At 59.1% G+C, this 16,421-nt stretch carries 13 protein-coding genes; 12 read left to right on the top strand and 1 reads right to left on the bottom strand.

Going from position 1 to position 16,421, the window contains the following annotated elements; all coding sequences use genetic code 11:
• The first annotated feature begins 2 nt into the window (after window positions 1–2).
• From lpxB to ispD, 10 genes are all read left to right on the top strand, one after another.
• Window positions 3–1,133 carry a lipid-A-disaccharide synthase gene (gene lpxB / locus EAH78_RS05145; protein ID WP_140666339.1) on the top strand — a complete coding sequence of 377 codons (1,131 nt, stop codon included), beginning with the start codon at window positions 3–5 and terminating at the stop codon, window positions 1,131–1,133.
• 11 nt (window positions 1,134–1,144) lie between these two features.
• Complete coding sequence (gene rnhB, locus EAH78_RS05140) at window positions 1,145–1,771, top strand: ribonuclease HII (protein WP_170219102.1); 627 nt, start codon at window positions 1,145–1,147, stop codon at window positions 1,769–1,771.
• Between the two features lie 76 nt (window positions 1,772–1,847).
• On the top strand, window positions 1,848–5,369 hold the full coding sequence (dnaE, locus tag EAH78_RS05135; protein WP_140666335.1) for a DNA polymerase III subunit alpha: 3,522 nt from the start codon (window positions 1,848–1,850) through the stop codon (window positions 5,367–5,369).
• Between the two features lie 140 nt (window positions 5,370–5,509).
• Window positions 5,510–6,457 (top strand): acetyl-CoA carboxylase carboxyltransferase subunit alpha, encoded by a 948-nt coding sequence (locus EAH78_RS05130; protein WP_140666333.1) that lies wholly within the window; start codon window positions 5,510–5,512, stop codon window positions 6,455–6,457.
• A gap of 131 nt (window positions 6,458–6,588) precedes the next feature.
• Window positions 6,589–7,917, top strand: a complete 1,329-nt coding sequence (tilS, locus tag EAH78_RS05120) for a tRNA lysidine(34) synthetase TilS (protein WP_140666331.1) — start codon at window positions 6,589–6,591, stop codon at window positions 7,915–7,917.
• A gap of 274 nt (window positions 7,918–8,191) precedes the next feature.
• Window positions 8,192–9,823 (top strand): CTP synthase, encoded by a 1,632-nt coding sequence (locus tag EAH78_RS05115; RefSeq protein WP_046029209.1) that lies wholly within the window; start codon window positions 8,192–8,194, stop codon window positions 9,821–9,823.
• A gap of 5 nt (window positions 9,824–9,828) precedes the next feature.
• Entirely contained in the window at window positions 9,829–10,674 is an 846-nt protein-coding gene (gene kdsA, locus EAH78_RS05110) for a 3-deoxy-8-phosphooctulonate synthase (protein ID WP_007949350.1), read from the top strand.
• A gap of 156 nt (window positions 10,675–10,830) precedes the next feature.
• Window positions 10,831–12,120 (top strand): phosphopyruvate hydratase, encoded by a 1,290-nt coding sequence (gene eno, locus EAH78_RS05105; RefSeq protein WP_140666329.1) that lies wholly within the window; start codon window positions 10,831–10,833, stop codon window positions 12,118–12,120.
• 171 nt (window positions 12,121–12,291) lie between these two features.
• Complete coding sequence (gene ftsB / locus EAH78_RS05100; protein WP_027924988.1) at window positions 12,292–12,570, top strand: cell division protein FtsB; 279 nt, start codon at window positions 12,292–12,294, stop codon at window positions 12,568–12,570.
• Window positions 12,567–13,274, top strand: coding sequence for a 2-C-methyl-D-erythritol 4-phosphate cytidylyltransferase (ispD, locus tag EAH78_RS05095; protein WP_140666327.1), 708 nt, complete (start codon window positions 12,567–12,569; stop codon window positions 13,272–13,274). The genes ftsB and ispD overlap by 4 nt, the downstream gene beginning before the upstream one ends.
• 147 nt (window positions 13,275–13,421) lie before the next feature.
• Here the strand turns inward: ispD and EAH78_RS05090 are convergent, their stop codons facing one another.
• The gene (locus EAH78_RS05090) at window positions 13,422–14,318 is read right to left on the bottom strand and encodes a LysR substrate-binding domain-containing protein (protein ID WP_140666325.1); all 897 of its coding nucleotides are present in this window, start codon (window positions 14,316–14,318) and stop codon (window positions 13,422–13,424) included.
• A gap of 107 nt (window positions 14,319–14,425) precedes the next feature.
• Between EAH78_RS05090 and EAH78_RS05085 the strand changes: the two genes are divergently transcribed.
• Both EAH78_RS05085 and fghA read left to right on the top strand, forming a co-directional pair.
• Window positions 14,426–15,538: an S-(hydroxymethyl)glutathione dehydrogenase/class III alcohol dehydrogenase gene (locus tag EAH78_RS05085; protein WP_027924991.1), complete on the top strand. Its 1,113-nt coding sequence runs from the start codon at window positions 14,426–14,428 to the stop codon at window positions 15,536–15,538.
• An 8-nt stretch (window positions 15,539–15,546) separates the two neighbouring features.
• Window positions 15,547–16,392 (top strand): S-formylglutathione hydrolase, encoded by an 846-nt coding sequence (gene fghA, locus EAH78_RS05080; protein WP_140666323.1) that lies wholly within the window; start codon window positions 15,547–15,549, stop codon window positions 16,390–16,392.
• Window positions 16,393–16,421 lie beyond the last annotated feature (29 nt).

Below are 16,421 nucleotides of genomic sequence, written 5' to 3'. Positions count from 1 at the left end.
TCATGGCTAATCTGCGTATCGCGCTGGTAGCGGGTGAGGCTTCCGGTGACATTCTGGGCGCGGGCCTCATGCGCGCACTCAAGGCTCAGCATCCGGCGGTGGAGTTCATCGGTGTCGGTGGTCCGCTGATGCAAGCCGAGGGGCTGACCTCGTATTTCCCGATGGAACGTCTTTCGGTCATGGGCCTGGTGGAAGTGCTGGGCCGATTGCGCGAGTTGATGGCGCGGCGCAAGAAGCTGATCGCCGACCTGATCGCCGAGAAGCCGGACGTGTTCATCGGTATCGATGCCCCGGACTTCAATCTCAATATCGAACTCAAGCTGCGTCAGGCCGGAATCAAGACCGTGCATTACGTCAGCCCGTCGGTGTGGGCGTGGCGGCAGAAGCGCGTGCTGAAGATTCGCGAAGGCTGCGACCTGATGCTGACGCTGTTCCCGTTCGAAGCGAAATTTTACGAAGAGAAGGGTGTGCCGGTGCGCTTTGTCGGGCACTCCCTGGCCGATGCGATTCCGCTTGAGGCTGATCGCGCTGCCGCGCGGGCTGAACTTGATTTGCCGGACGGTCCGCTGGTTGCACTGATGCCCGGCAGTCGTGGCGGTGAAGTGGGCCGGCTCGGTGCATTGTTCCTCGACACCGCCCAGCGTCTGCGTGCCCTGCGTCCTGGCGTGCGCTTCGTCATGCCGTGCGCCAGCCCCGAACGCCGCGCACAGCTTGAAGAACTGCTGGCCGGTCGCGATCTGCCGCTGACCTTGCTCGATGGCAAATCCCATCTGGCCCTCGCAGCCTGTGATGCAGTGCTTATCGCTTCCGGTACGGCGACCCTTGAAGCGTTGCTGTACAAGCGGCCGATGGTGGTGGCGTATCGACTGGCGCCCCTGACGTTCTGGATTCTCAAGCGGATGGTGAAAAGTCCATACGTGTCCTTGCCGAACCTGCTGGCCCAGCGCCTGTTGGTGCCCGAGTTGCTGCAGGACGACGCAACGGTCGAAGCACTTGCTCAAACGCTTTCACCCTTGATCGAAGGTGGCGAGGAACAGACTCGCGGCTTTGACGAAATTCACCGTACCTTGCGTCTGGATGCCTCCAATCAGGCGGCGGATGCAGTACTGAACCTGATCGGCAAAACACAATGAGCAAAACCAGCATTCAGATGGGCCTGGACTTCACCCTGGTCGCCGAAGTCGAAGACCTCGTGGCCGGTGTCGACGAAGTCGGTCGCGGCCCACTCTGCGGTGCCGTGGTCACGGCAGCGGTGATCCTTGATCCAAACCGGCCGATCCTCGGTCTCAACGATTCAAAGAAACTTACCGAAGCCCGCCGCGAAAAGCTCTACGACGAAATCTGCGAAAAAGCCCTGAGCTGGTGCATCGCCCGGGCCGAAGTTGAAGAAATCGACGAACTGAACATTCTGCACGCCACCATGCTGGCGATGCAGCGCGCGGTCGAAGGTCTGCACATCCAGCCGAAACTGGCGATGATCGACGGCAATCGTTGCCCGAAGTTGTCGATGCGCGCCGAAGCAGTGGTGCAGGGCGACGGCAAGGTTCCGGCGATTGCCGCGGCATCGATTCTGGCCAAGGTCAGCCGCGATCGCGAGATGGCGGCATTCGAACTGATTTACCCGGGTTACGGCATTGGTGGCCACAAAGGCTACCCAACGCCCGTTCATCTGGAAGCGCTAGCTCGCCTGGGGCCGACGCCGATTCACCGCCGCTCGTTCGCCCCGGTACGCCTAGCGTACGAGGCGCGGGAAAGTCTGATCGAGAGTTAGTCGCAAGGCTGATGTTTTTGCCAAGGCCCGGTACAATCCGGGCCTTGTTGTCTTCACGTTTCTAGACAGGATCACTATGCCGGCTTCATTCGTTCACCTACGCCTGCACACTGAATATTCCCTGGTCGACGGTCTGGTGCGGATCAAACCGCTGGTCAAGACCCTGGTCGGCATGAACATGCCTGCCGTAGCGGTCACCGACCAGAACAACATGTGTTCCCTGGTCAAATTCTACAAAGCCGCCATGGGTGCCGGGATCAAGCCGATCTGCGGCGCTGACTTGTGGCTGTCGAACAAGGATCCGGACAACGCCCTGAGCCGGATCAGCCTGCTGGCCATGAACGCTGTCGGCTATCGCAACCTGACCGAACTGATTTCCCGTGGCTTCATCGACGGCCAGCGCAATGGCTCGGTGATCATCGAACGCGAATGGGTCGCCGAAGCCAGCGAAGGCTTGATCATGCTGTCGGCAGCGAAAGAGGGCGAGATCGGCCTGGCCATGCTCAGTGGCAACCCGGCCGAGGCAGAAAACCTCGCTCGCGAATGGATGGCGGTGTTCCCGGATCGTTTCTACCTGGAAATCCAGCGCACCAGTCGCCCCAACGACGAAGAACAGCTGCACGGCGCCGTGGCCCTGGCCGAAAAAATCGGTGCGCCGCTGGTCGCGACCAACGACGTGCGCTTCATCAAGCAGGAAGACTTCGCCGCTCACGAAACTCGCGTTTGCATCGGTGAGGGCCGCGCCCTCGACGATCCGCGGCGTTCGAAGAATTACAGCGATCAGCAATACCTCAAAAGCGCCGAGGAAATGGCCGAGTTGTTCAGTGACCTCCCCGAGGCACTGGAAAACACCGTCGAGATCGCCAAGCGCTGCAACATCGAAGTGAAGCTCGGCAAACACTTCCTGCCCAACTTCCCGATTCCCGATGGCATGACCATCGACGAATATTTCCGCAAGGTGTCCTTCGATGGTCTGGAAGATCGCCTGACCGTTCTGCTGCCCAAGGACACCACGCAAGACTATGAGGCCAAGCGTCAGGTCTACGTCGACCGGCTGAATTTCGAGCTGGATATCATCATCCAGATGGGGTTCCCCGGTTACTTCCTGATCGTGATGGACTTTATCCAGTGGGCCAAGAGCAACGGCGTGCCGGTAGGCCCGGGCCGGGGGTCGGGTGCCGGGTCCCTGGTGGCCTACGTACAGAAAATCACCGACCTCGATCCACTGGAATATGACCTGCTGTTCGAACGTTTCCTTAACCCGGAACGGGTATCGATGCCCGACTTCGACGTCGACTTCTGCATGGACGGTCGCGATCGGGTAATTGAATACGTGGCCGAGAAATACGGTCGCAACGCGGTAAGCCAGATCATCACCTTCGGTTCCATGGCGGCCAAGGCTGTGGTTCGGGACGTGGCGCGGGTGCAGGGCAAGTCCTACGGCCTGGCGGATCGTCTGTCGAAGATGATTCCGTTCGAAGTCGGCATGACCCTGGAAAAGGCTTATGAGCAGGAAGAGATCCTGCGTGACTTCATCAAGGTCGATGAAGAAGCCGCCGAAATCTGGGAAATGGCGCGCAAGCTTGAAGGCGTTGTGCGTAACGTCGGTAAACACGCCGGTGGTGTGGTTATTGCGCCGACCAAACTGACCGACTTCTCGCCGATTTATTGCGACGAGGCCGGTGACGGCCTGGTGACCCAGTTCGACAAGGATGACGTTGAGGCCGCCGGTCTGGTGAAGTTCGACTTCCTCGGTCTGCGAACCCTGACGGTTATCGACTGGGCGCTGAAAACCATCAACCGCGACCGCGCCAAGGTCGATCAGCCGCCGCTGGACATCGCGTTCATTCCGCTGGACGACAAGCCGACCTATACGCTGCTGCAAAAAGCCGAAACCACGGCGGTGTTCCAGCTTGAATCCCGCGGCATGAAGGAGCTGATCAAGAAGCTCAAGCCCGACTGCCTGGAAGACTTGATCGCACTGGTGGCCCTGTTCCGTCCAGGCCCGTTGCAATCGGGCATGGTGGACGACTTCATCAACCGTAAGCACGGTCGCGCCGAACTCGCGTACCCGCACTCGGATTACCAGTACGAAGGCCTCAAGCCGGTACTGGCACCGACTTACGGCATCATCCTGTATCAGGAGCAGGTGATGCAGATTGCTCAGGTCATGGCCGGTTACACCCTCGGTGGTGCGGACATGTTGCGTCGCGCCATGGGTAAGAAAAAACCCGAAGAAATGGCCAAGCAGCGCGGCGGCTTCATTGAAGGTTGCGCGTCCAACAATATCGATGCCGACCTTGCCGGTAACATTTTCGACCTGGTAGAGAAATTCGCCGGTTACGGCTTCAACAAATCCCACTCCGCGGCGTACGGCCTGGTGTCGTACCAGACCGCGTGGCTGAAAACGCATTACCCCGCGCCGTTCATGGCGGCGGTGCTGTCGGCGGACATGCACAACACCGACAAGGTCGTGACCTTGATCGAGGAAATTCGCAGCATGAAGCTGCGTCTCGACGCGCCGGATGTGAATGCCTCCGAGTTCAAGTTCACGGTGAATGACGAAGGCCGGATCATTTACGGCCTCGGTGCGATCAAGGGTGTGGGTGAAGGCCCGGTGGAAGCGATCACCGAGGCACGCCAGGACGGGCCGTTCAAGGATCTGTTCGATTTCTGCGCCCGTGTCGATCTCAAGCGTATTAACAAGCGGACGCTGGACGGTTTGATCCGCAGCGGTGCGCTGGATCGTCTGGGGCCTTATTTCCATGACGAACCGAAAGCCTATCAAGCGAGCATCGACCAGAACCGCGCGGTGCTGCTGGCGGCAATGGAAGGGGCGATCAAGGCGGCCGAACAAACTGCACGCACCCAGGACAGTGGCCATGCCGACCTGTTTGGCGGGCTGTTCGTCGAGGAAGATGCAGACGTCTACGCCAGCCATCGCAAGGCCAAGGAGCTGACGCTCAAGGAACGGCTGAAGGGAGAGAAAGACACCCTGGGCCTGTACCTGACCGGTCACCCGATTGACGAATACGAAGGTGAAATCCGTCGTTTTGCCCGTCAGCGCATCATCGACCTGAAGCCGGCACGCGATACCCAGACCGTCGCTGGCATGATCATCGCCCTGCGCGTGATGAAAAACAAAAAGGGCGACAAGATGGGCTTCATCACCCTCGATGACCGCTCCGGACGGATCGAGGCGTCGCTGTTTGCCGAGGCATTCCATACCGCGCAGTCGTTGTTGCAGACGGATGCGATGGTGGTGGTCGAAGGCGAGGTCAGCAATGACGACTTCTCGGGTGGCCTGAAGCTGCGGGTCAAGCGCGTGATGAGCATGGAAGATGCGCGTACCAACCTTGCCGAAAGCCTGCGCCTGAAGCTGCAGACCAAGGATTTGAAGGGCGATCAGCTGCGCTGGCTGGGTGAATTGTTCAAACGTCACCGCGGCGCGTGCCCGATCACCATGGAGTACACGAGCCCCGATGCAAAGGCCTTGCTGCAGTTTGGCGAGACCTGGCGAATCGATCCGGCGGATGCGTTGATTCAAGCCCTGCGTGACCAGTTCGGGCGAGACAACGTCTTCCTCCAATACCGTTGACGGTCAGGTGCCTTCTGTACTCCCTGATCTCGACCTGAATTTTTAATCTCGACCTGAACGCGCCTCTCCCTTAAGGTAGGGCGCGAATAGACAACCGGCCGGCCCAAGCTCTCTTGGACGTCGACCCAAGACGGACGCCTATGAACCCGAATTTTCTAGATTTCGAACAGCCGATCGCCGACCTGCAAGCCAAGATCGAAGAGTTGCGCTTGGTCGGTAACGACAATTCGCTGAATATCGGCGATGAGATCTCCCGCCTGCAGGACAAAAGCAGCACGCTGACCGAAGACATCTTCGGCAAGCTGACCAGCTGGCAGATCGCACGTCTGGCGCGTCACCCGAAACGTCCTTATACCCTGGACTACATCGAACACATCTTCACCGAGTTCGACGAGCTGCACGGTGACCGTCACTTCTCTGATGACGCTGCCATCGTCGGCGGCATTGCCCGTCTGGACGACCAGCCGGTGATGATCATCGGTCACCAGAAAGGCCGTGAAGTGCGCGAGAAAGTTCGCCGCAACTTCGGCATGCCGCGTCCGGAAGGCTACCGCAAAGCGTGCCGCCTGATGGAAATGGCCGAACGCTTCAAGATGCCGATCCTGACCTTTATCGACACCCCGGGCGCCTACCCTGGTATCGACGCTGAAGAGCGTAACCAGAGCGAAGCGATCGCCTGGAACCTGCGTGTCATGTCGCGTCTGAAAACCCCAATCATCGCCACCGTGATCGGTGAAGGTGGTTCCGGTGGTGCGTTGGCGATTGGCGTTTGCGATCAGTTGAACATGCTGCAGTACTCGACCTACGCGGTGATTTCGCCGGAAGGTTGCGCTTCGATTCTGTGGAAAACCGCCGAGAAAGCGCCGGACGCCGCTGAAGCCATGGGCATTACCGCCGAGCGCCTGAAAGGCTTGGGTATTGTGGACAAGGTGATCGGCGAGCCATTGGGCGGCGCACACCGTGACCCGGCTGCAGCGGCTGCCTCGATCCGCGCCGAGCTGAGCTCGCAACTGGCGATGCTGAAAAAGTTCGACAACGATGCGCTGCTGGCCCGTCGTTACGCGCGACTGATGAGCTACGGTCTCTGATCTGACCTCGGCCTCAATGTGGGAGCGGGCTTGCTCGCGAAGACGGTTTGTCAGTCAACGATGATGTTGAATGTGATGGCCTCTTCGCGAGCAAGCCCGCTCCCACATTTGATTTGTGCAAAGGGAAAGTTATGGACCGGCTCACGGTTGATTTGCCCATCAGGCTTTTGCTGAATCTGAAACCGTGGCGCAACGCTACGGCCTGGCGCATCGCTTTCAGTGGTGGGCTCGACTCCACCGTCCTCCTGCACCTGCTTGCCCACCTCGCAAAAGCTCAATCCGTGCCCGCGCTCAGCGCCATCCATGTCCATCACGGCCTTCAGCCTGCGGCTGATGCGTGGCCGGCACACTGCCGATCCGTCTGTGATGCCTTGGGTGTACCGCTACAGGTGGTTCACGTTCAGGTTCAGCCTGGCGCCAGCCTTGAGCGTGCCGCCCGGGATGCGCGCTATGGCGTATTCGTTGAAGCCACTCAGGCCAATGAACTGCTGCTGACCGCCCAGCACCGTGACGATCAGGCGGAAACCCTGTTGTTTCGGCTGTTGCGCGGGGCCGGGGTGAGAGGTTTGTCGGGGATGCCGAGCACTCGTCCGTTGGGCCGGGGCCATCTGCTGCGACCGTTGCTGGACGTCAGTCGCGCCGAACTTGAAGCCTATGCCGCAGAACATCAACTGAGCTGGATCGAAGACCCTTCGAACCAGGATCGGCAGTTTTCGCGCAACTACTTGCGGCATCAGGTGTTCCCGGTATTGACCGAGCGCTGGCCGCAAGCGATGGCGACCATGGCTCGCAGCGCCGCGCACTTGAGCGAAGCGCAGGCCTTGCTGGATGAGCTGGCGCAAATCGATCTGGTCGAAGCGACGACGGTCAATGATTTCGACTGGCTGGGCGTGCCCTCTCTGGAGCTCGCTCCTCTTTTACAACGATCCGCCGCTCGCCAACGCAATGCGCTAAGCCATTGGCTCGCAGCGCTGACCCGTTTGCCGGACAGCGACCATTGGTCGGGTTGGGAAAATTTGCGCGACGCCACCGGTGATGCGCGTCCGGTCTGGCGGCTGGCGGATGGCGAAATGCATCGCTCGGCGGGGCGTATCTGGTGGCTGTCGGGCTGTTGGCTGCGCAATCCGCCGCCTGCCGTGCAATGGACCGATCCCTCGCAGTCGCTGACGTTACCGAAAAATGGAGTGCTCACGCTCACCGGGCGAACCCCCGATGGCCCGCTGCAAATCCGCTATCGTGAGGGAGGTGAGGTCATGCATTTGCCTGAGCGCGGCCACCGCGACCTCAAGCGTTTGCTCAATGAACGCGGGGTTCCAGGCTTCGCCCGTGGCAGATTGCCGCTGCTCTTTCGCGGCGAGCAATTGCTGGCAGTGGCCAATGTACAGGGCTTGAATGGCAGTGGGCAGGAAGGGTGGCATTTGCATTGGCAGCCACCGGGCGAAGATCAAGGTTTGAGCTGAAAGGGGCTTTCCGGTAGACTACGCTCCCTTCTTGATACAACTTCTGTGGATTCGCCTGAATTGCAGGAGTTGCCGATTACCAAGCAGTCTTTGCTGGGCGATTCCAAAAAATGTGTAGCGAGCAACGTACCGGTGTTTCATCTGCCGGTCTGTCCCAACGCGGCGGTTTTTTTGAAAGGTGCACTGTGATTAATGCAGGTGATCGGGGGCTTCGGCCTTCCTTCGCTTTCCCCGGCGGCTCGGACCGCTTTAACGCAGACTTCTAGGGTTTTTCATGACGCGCTACATATTCGTCACGGGCGGTGTTGTTTCTTCATTGGGGAAAGGCATCGCATCGGCTTCATTGGCGGCCATCCTGGAGGCGCGGGGACTTAAGGTCACCATGCTGAAGCTGGACCCGTACATCAACGTTGACCCGGGCACCATGAGCCCGTTCCAGCACGGTGAAGTGTTCGTCACCCACGACGGCGCCGAGACCGACCTGGACCTGGGCCACTACGAGCGGTTCATCCGCACGACCATGACCCAGAACAACAACTTCACCACCGGCCGTGTCTACGAACACGTGCTGCGCAAAGAGCGCCGTGGTGACTACCTGGGTGCAACCATCCAGGTGATTCCGCACATCACCGACGAAATCAAGCGCCGGATCATCAAGGGCGCCGGCGATGCCGACGTGGCGATGGTCGAGATCGGTGGCACCGTGGGTGACATCGAGTCGCAACCGTTCCTGGAAGCGATCCGCCAATTGCGTTTTGAAGTCGGCGCCAAGCGCGCGATGCTGATGCACCTGACACTGGTGCCGTACATCGCCACGGCCGGCGAAACCAAAACCAAGCCGACCCAGCACTCGGTCAAGGAACTGCGTTCCATTGGCCTGCAGCCGGACGTGCTGGTTTGCCGCTCTGATCACCCGATCGACATCTCTTCGCGCCGCAAGATCGCGCAGTTCACCAACGTTGAAGAACGTGCGGTGATCGCGCTGGAAGACGCCGACACCATCTACAAGATCCCGGGCATTCTGCACTCCCAGGGCCTGGATGATTTCGTCGTCGAGCGTTTCGGCCTGCAATGCGGCAGCGCTGACCTGTCCGAGTGGGAAGCGGTGGTTGACGCCAAGCTGAACCCGGAACACGAAGTGACCATCGCGATGGTCGGCAAGTACATGGAACTGCTGGACGCCTACAAGTCGCTGATCGAAGCGATGAGTCACGCCGGCATCAGCAACCGCACCAAGGTCAACCTGCGCTACATCGATTCCGAAGACATCGAAAACCAGGGCACCGCGCTGCTGGAAGGTGTTGACGCGATCCTCGTACCGGGCGGCTTCGGTCTGCGTGGCGTGGAAGGCAAGATCACCGCCGTTCAGTACGCTCGCGAAAACAAGGTTCCGTACCTGGGCATCTGCCTGGGCATGCAAGTGGCCGTGATCGAGTTCGCTCGTAACGTGCTGGGCTGGAAAGACGCCAACTCCACCGAGTTTGATCGTGCCAGCGGCCATCCGGTCGTGGGCCTGATCACCGAGTGGGAAGATGCTACCGGCGCGGTCGAAACCCGTACCGAATCGTCCGACCTGGGTGGCACCATGCGCCTCGGCGCTCAGGACTGCCTGCTGGAGCCGGGTTCGCTGGTGCACGACTGCTACGCCAAAGACGTCATCGTCGAGCGTCACCGTCACCGCTACGAAGTGAACAACAACCTGCTGCCGCAGATCATGGAAGCCGGCCTGAAAATCTCCGGTCGTTCCGGTGATGGCGCGCTCGTTGAAGTGGTCGAAGCCCCGGATCATCCATGGTTCGTCGCTTGCCAGTTCCACCCTGAGTTCACCTCGACGCCACGCGACGGTCACCCGTTGTTCAGCGGTTTCGTTAAAGCTGCATTGATTCAACACCAGAAGAAGGCATAAATCTGATGGCGCAGAAGATCATCCGCGTAGGCGATATCGAGATTGCCAACGACAAGCCAATGGTGCTTTTCGGTGGCATGAACGTGCTGGAAAGCCGCGACATGGCGATGCAGGTCTGCGAAGAGTATGTGAAGGTCACCGAGAAACTCGGTATCCCTTATGTATTCAAGGCCAGCTTCGACAAGGCCAACCGTTCCTCCGTGACCTCCTACCGTGGCCCCGGCCTGGAAGAAGGCATGCGGATTTTCCAGGACATCAAGCAAGCCTTCGGCGTGCCGATCATCACCGACGTCCACGAGCCTGACCAGGCCGCGGTCGTCGCTGAAGTCTGCGACATCATTCAATTGCCGGCCTTCCTGTCGCGCCAGACCGACCTCGTGGTCGCTATGGCCAAGACGGGTGCGGTGATCAACATCAAGAAAGCCCAGTTCCTCGCACCGCACGAGATGAAACACATCCTGAGCAAGTGCGTGGAAGCGGGTAACGATCAGTTGATTCTCTGCGAGCGCGGTTCGAGCTTTGGCTACAACAACCTGGTCGTCGACATGCTCGGCTTCGGCATCATGAAGCAGTTCGAATACCCGGTATTTTTCGACGTGACCCACGCGCTGCAAATGCCCGGTGGTCGTTCCGATTCAGCCGGTGGTCGTCGTGCCCAGGTGACCGATCTGGCCAAGGCAGGCATGAGCCAGTCGCTGGCCGGCCTGTTTCTCGAAGCCCACCCGGACCCGGACAACGCCAAATGCGACGGCCCTTGCGCCTTGCGTCTGGACAAACTGGAGCCATTCCTGGCCCAGCTCAAAGCGTTGGACGAACTGGTGAAGAGTTTTCCGACGGTAGAAACCGCGTAATCCTCAATTCTCCGGTAAAGTACCGCACGATTTGTTGCTCAGGCCCTCGGGCCTGAGCCTTATCGTCCGCAAGTCTGCCCGCTGCACCTCACTTGCCGACGGTAAAAGATTTCCTCTAGCTGCGTCGTTTTCGTCAACTTTGGAGTGTTTACAACAATGGCAAAAATCGTCGACATCAAAGGTCGTGAAGTTCTCGACTCCCGTGGCAATCCCACCGTGGAAGCGGACGTGCTTCTCGATAACGGCATCATCGGCAGCGCCTGCGCGCCGTCCGGTGCTTCCACTGGCTCGCGTGAAGCACTCGAGCTGCGTGATGGCGACAAGAGCCGTTACCTGGGCAAAGGCGTTCTGAAGGCCGTGGCCAACATCAACGGTCCGATCCGTGACCTGTTGAAAGGCATGGACCCAAGCGACCAGAAAGCGCTGGATCACGCGATGATCAAGCTCGACGGTACTGAAAACAAAGGCTCCCTGGGCGCCAACGCGATCCTCGCCGTTTCCCTGGCCGCGGCCAAGGCAGCAGCACAGGACCAGGACCTGCCGCTGTACGCTCACATCGCCAACCTGAACGGCACCCCGGGTGTTTACTCGATGCCGGTTCCGATGATGAACATCATCAACGGTGGCGAGCACGCCGATAACAACGTCGACATCCAGGAATTCATGGTTCAGCCGGTTGGCGCCAAGTCTTTCTCGGAAGGCCTGCGCATGGGCACCGAAATTTTCCATCACCTCAAAGCTGTGCTGAAGGCCCGTGGCCTGAGCACTGCTGTCGGTGACGAAGGTGGTTTCGCGCCGAACCTGGCTTCCAACGAAGACGCTTTGAAAGTGATCTCCGAAGCGGTGGCCAACGCCGGTTACAAGCTGGGCTCCGACGTGACCCTGGCACTGGACTGTGCCGCTAGCGAATTCTACGAAGACGGTAAATACAACCTGTCCGGCGAAGGCCAGGTGTTCACCGCTGAAGGTTTCGCTGACTACCTCAAAGGCCTGACCGAGCGTTATCCGATCATCTCGATCGAAGATGGCCTGGACGAGTCCGACTGGGCTGGCTGGAAAATCCTCACCGACAAAATCGGCGAGAAAGTCCAACTGGTTGGCGACGACCTGTTCGTGACCAACACCAAGATCCTGAAAGAAGGCATCGATAAAAAGATCGCCAACTCGATCCTGATCAAGTTCAACCAGATCGGCACACTGACCGAAACCCTGGAAGCCATCCAGATGGCCAAGGCCGCTGGTTACACCGCCGTGATCTCGCACCGCTCCGGCGAAACCGAAGATTCGACCATCGCCGACCTGGCTGTGGGCACCTCGGCTGGCCAGATCAAGACCGGTTCCCTGTGCCGTTCCGACCGCGTATCCAAGTACAACCAACTGCTGCGTATCGAAGAGCAGTTGAATGGCAAAGCCAAGTACAACGGTCGCGCCGAGTTCCGCGGTTGAGCGATTGCTGGTAAAAAGACACCGGATTGTGTCGGAAAAGTCGCTACAGCGATGAATTTGCCACTAATCTGATGCCTTATAAGCACAAGCCTGGATTTTCCAGGCTTCGTGCTATCAGAAGCTTCAATGTTTTTGCATGGCTGTCTTTTTTCACTGGAAACCTGATATTCGATGCGCAGTCCCAATTGGTTGTTCCTCGTCTTGCTCTTGTTGCTGGCTGGCCTGCAATACCGCCTGTGGGTGGGTAATGGCAGTCTGGCGCAAGTGGCTGAGCTGACTCAGCAGATCAAGGATCAACAGGCCGAGAACGAAGGGTTGCTCGAGCGCAATCGGGTCATGGACGCCGAAGTCGGTGAGTTGAAAAAAGGCATGGAGACCGTTGAAGAGCGGGCTCGCCATGAGTTGGGCATGGTCAAGGACGGTGAAACCCTTTACCAGTTGGCTCGATGAATTCCCCGTTACCGGCCTTCTGGGCCGTGATTCCTGCCGCGGGCGTTGGTGCCCGTATGGCCGCCGACCGTCCCAAGCAATACTTGCAACTGGGCGGGCGCACTATTCTCGAACACAGCCTCGGCTGTTTCCTTGATCATCCTTCCCTGAAAGGGTTAGTGGTCAGTCTTGCTGTTGATGATCCTTATTGGCCGAACCTGGCGTGTGCTGTCGATGCGCGAATTCAGCGGGTTGACGGCGGTGCCGAGCGTTCCGGGTCGGTGCTGAATGCGTTGCTGCATTTGCATGCATTGGGTGCTGATGATGAAGATTGGGTGTTGGTGCACGATGCTGCGCGGCCGAATCTGAGTCGTGCTGATCTGGACAAGTTGCTGAGTGAATTGGCAGATGATCCGGTCGGCGGGTTGCTGGCGGTTCCGGCGCGCGACACGCTCAAGCGGGTCGACAAGCATGGGCGTGTGGTTGAAACCGTGGATCGCAGCGTGATCTGGCAGGCTTATACGCCGCAGATGTTTCGCCTTGGCGCCTTGCATCGGGCGCTGGCTGACAGTCTGGTGGCGGATGCGGTGATCACTGATGAAGCGTCGGCGATGGAGTGGTCAGGTCTGGCGCCGCGTCTGATTGAAGGCCGATCCGATAATCTCAAGGTTACGCGTCCTGAAGATCTTGAATGGTTGCGTCAGCGTTGGGCGAATCGCCGCTGACTGCTGTGGTGTCTGGTAGATTGCTTTCGCGAGCAAGCCCGCTCCCACATTCGACCGCATTCTTTCTGAAGACACTCGGTTAAATGTGGGAGCGGGCTTGCTCGCGAAAGCGGTGGCTCAGTCAACAAAGCTGGCACTGAAACAACTTTAGCTCCGATACTCCGGCCGCTCAGCCAACCCTTCCTTCAAATAATCCACCAGTTTGCGCACCTTCGGCGACAGATGCCGCTGCTGCGGATAAAGCGCCCACACCGCCGTGTTGGGCGGTTGATGCGCATCCAGCAACGAAATCAATGCGCCGCTTTTCAAATGTTCCAGCACGTAATAGTCCGGCAACTGACACAACCCCACGCCCTGCAACGCCGCATCCAGCACCGCTTGCCCACTGTTGCAGCGCCAGTTTCCCTGGACCCGCTGTGAAAATTCCCGCCCGTTCTGTTCCAGTTGCCACATGTCCGAGCTGCCAATGAGGCAGTTGTGGCGGCTCAGTTCCGACAAGCTGTGCGGCCGGCCATAGCGTTCCAGGTAAGACGGCGATGCGCACAGGTACATGCGTCGTGGTGCCAGACGGGTAGCGACCAGCCTTGAGTCTTGCAAACGACCGAGTCGGATCGCCAGATCCAGGCCTTCATGCACCAGGTCCAGCGGACGGTTGCTCAGTTCGATGTCGACACGCAGCTGTGGGTAAAGCCCCATGAAGCGCGTCACCAGCGGCACGATGAAGCGCTCGCCGTACGCCACGGCGCAGGTCATGCGCAGCATGCCTTTGGGTTCGCTGGTCAAATCGCCCACTGCGCGCAAGGCTTCTTCGCGACCGTCTTGCAGGCGTTGGCAATGCTGCAGGAAGGTTTGCCCGGCTTCGGTCAGCGTGACCCGGCGGGTGCTGCGGTAGAGCAAACGCGTTTGCAGGCGCTCTTCAAGGCGTACGATTTGTCGACTGATATGGGAAGAAGAAACCCCGAGACGTTCCGCTGCGGCCGTAAATTGACTGCATTCAGCCACGGCGACGAATTCGTCGATCCCTTCCCAGCGGCTTTCGGCCATCGTTGATTATCCCTGTATGGCAATAATGTTTTGCTTTTGTCCTGATTATTCACTGTAAGGCCGTGTATTACACTCTTCGTCTCGTTTTTATCCACTGGAGAAACCACATGATCAAGTCGCGCGCTGCCGTTGCCTTCGAGGCCAAGAAACCCCTCGAGATCGTCGAAGTCGATGTCGCCATGCCCAAGGCCGGTGAAGTTCTGCTGCGTGTGGTTGCCTCCGGTGTCTGCCATACCGACGCCTACACGCTGTCTGGTGCTGATCCGGAAGGTATCTTCCCGTCGATCCTCGGTCACGAAGGTGGCGCGGTGGTTGAAGCGATCGGCGAGGGCGTGACCTCGGTGGCAGTCGGCGATCATGTGATTCCGCTGTACACCCCGGAATGCCGCCAGTGCAAATTCTGCCTGTCGGGCAAAACCAACCTGTGTCAGGCGATTCGCGCGACTCAGGGCAAAGGCCTGATGCCGGATGGCACTTCGCGCTTTTCCTACAAGGGCCAGCCGATTTTCCACTACATGGGCACTTCGACGTTTTCCGAATACACCGTGTTGCCGGAAATTTCTGTCGCCAAAATTGCTAAAGAAGCGCCACTGGAAAAAGTCTGCCTGCTGGGCTGCGGTGTCACCACCGGCATCGGCGCGGTGCTGAATACGGCCAAGGTGAAACCGGGTGATACCGTGGCCATTTTCGGCCTCGGCGGGATTGGTCTGTCGGCGGTGATTGGCGCGGTAAAAGCCAAGGCTGCACGCATCATTGCGATCGACATCAACCCGGCCAAATTTGAGATCGCCAAGCAACTGGGTGCAACCGACTGCGTGAACCCGAAAGACTTCGACCGTCCGATCCAGGAAGTCATCGTCGACATGACCGATGGTGGCGTCGACTTCTCATTCGAGTGCATCGGCAATGTGCAATTGATGCGCGCCGCCCTTGAGTGCTGCCACAAAGGCTGGGGCGAGTCGGTGATCATCGGTGTCGCCGGTGCCGGCCAGGAAATCTCGACCCGTCCCTTCCAGCTGGTCACCGGTCGCGTCTGGCGCGGTTCCGCGTTCGGCGGCGTGCGTGGCCGTACCGAGTTGCCAAGCTACGTCGAAATGGCCGAGACCGGCGAAATTCCGCTGGACACGTTCATCACTCACACCATGGGCCTGGAAGATATCAACAAGGCGTTCGACCTGATGCATGAAGGCAAGAGCATCCGTTCCGTCATCCATTTCTGAGGTCGGCCATGAGCCTGGAAAATATCTCCTGCCAGAAAAGCTTCGGCGGCTGGCACAAACGTTACCGGCACCGCTCCGACGTGCTCGGCTGCGACATGGTTTTTGCCGTGTACCTGCCGCCGCAAGCGGAGCAGGGTGGCAAGCTGCCGGTGCTGTACTGGTTGTCCGGCCTGACCTGCACCGACGAAAACTTCATGCACAAGGCCGGCGCACTGCGCATGGCTGCCGAACTGGGTTTGATCATCGTCGCGCCGGACACCAGCCCGCGTGGTCCTGATGTACCGGGTGACCCGGATGGCGCCTGGGACTTCGGTCTCGGTGCCGGTTTTTATCTGAATGCCACGCAGGAACCCTGGTCGCGTCACTATCGGATGCATGACTATGTCGTGCAGGAATTGCCGGCATTGGTTGAAGCTCATTTCCCGGCGTCGGACAAGCGCGGCATTAGCGGTCACTCCATGGGTGGCCACGGTGCGCTGGTTTGTGCGTTGCGTAATCCGGGGCGTTATCAGTCGGTGTCGGCGTTCTCGCCGATCAACAATCCGATGGACTGCCCGTGGGGTCAGAAGGCCTTTTCTCGTTACCTGGGCGAAGACCGTTCGAAGTGGCGCGAATGGGATGCATGCGCGCTGATCGCCGAGGCTGACGAGAAGCTGCCGTTGCTGGTCGACCAAGGTGATCGCGACGATTTCCTCGCCACCCAGCTCAAGCCTGAAGCCTTGCAACAGGCGGCAAAATTGGCCGCTCATCCGCTGACGTTGCGTCTGCAACCGGGCTACGACCACAGCTATTTCTTCATCGCCAGTTTCATCGACGAACACTTGCAACATCATGCGCGCGCTCTAGGCGCCTAATGTTCGACAAAGCAGGTAGAATCACGCCC

This window comes from Pseudomonas arsenicoxydans, assembly GCF_006438915.1.
In the GTDB taxonomy this organism is placed as follows: Bacteria; Pseudomonadota; Gammaproteobacteria; order Pseudomonadales; family Pseudomonadaceae; genus Aquipseudomonas; species Aquipseudomonas arsenicoxydans_A.
This window is presented reverse-complemented; position numbering and strand designations above follow the sequence as displayed.

Excerpts from the sequence above, each read along its gene's own strand:
- EAH78_RS05085 (WP_027924991.1), top strand. The coding sequence starts at position 14,426 with ATGATCAAGTCGCGCGCTGCCGTTGCCTTCGAGGCCAAGAAACCCCTC.
- lpxB (WP_140666339.1), top strand. The coding sequence starts at position 3 with ATGGCTAATCTGCGTATCGCGCTGGTAGCGGGTGAGGCTTCCGGTGAC.
- EAH78_RS05115 (WP_046029209.1), top strand. The coding sequence starts at position 8,192 with ATGACGCGCTACATATTCGTCACGGGCGGTGTTGTTTCTTCATTGGGG.
- EAH78_RS05090 (WP_140666325.1), bottom strand. The coding sequence starts at position 14,318 with ATGGCCGAAAGCCGCTGGGAAGGGATCGACGAATTCGTCGCCGTGGCT.
- eno (WP_140666329.1), top strand. The coding sequence starts at position 10,831 with ATGGCAAAAATCGTCGACATCAAAGGTCGTGAAGTTCTCGACTCCCGT.
- ftsB (WP_027924988.1), top strand. The coding sequence starts at position 12,292 with ATGCGCAGTCCCAATTGGTTGTTCCTCGTCTTGCTCTTGTTGCTGGCT.
- ispD (WP_140666327.1), top strand. The coding sequence starts at position 12,567 with ATGAATTCCCCGTTACCGGCCTTCTGGGCCGTGATTCCTGCCGCGGGC.
- tilS (WP_140666331.1), top strand. The coding sequence starts at position 6,589 with ATGGACCGGCTCACGGTTGATTTGCCCATCAGGCTTTTGCTGAATCTG.
- dnaE (WP_140666335.1), top strand. The coding sequence starts at position 1,848 with ATGCCGGCTTCATTCGTTCACCTACGCCTGCACACTGAATATTCCCTG.
- EAH78_RS05130 (WP_140666333.1), top strand. The coding sequence starts at position 5,510 with ATGAACCCGAATTTTCTAGATTTCGAACAGCCGATCGCCGACCTGCAA.
- kdsA (WP_007949350.1), top strand. The coding sequence starts at position 9,829 with ATGGCGCAGAAGATCATCCGCGTAGGCGATATCGAGATTGCCAACGAC.
- fghA (WP_140666323.1), top strand. The coding sequence starts at position 15,547 with ATGAGCCTGGAAAATATCTCCTGCCAGAAAAGCTTCGGCGGCTGGCAC.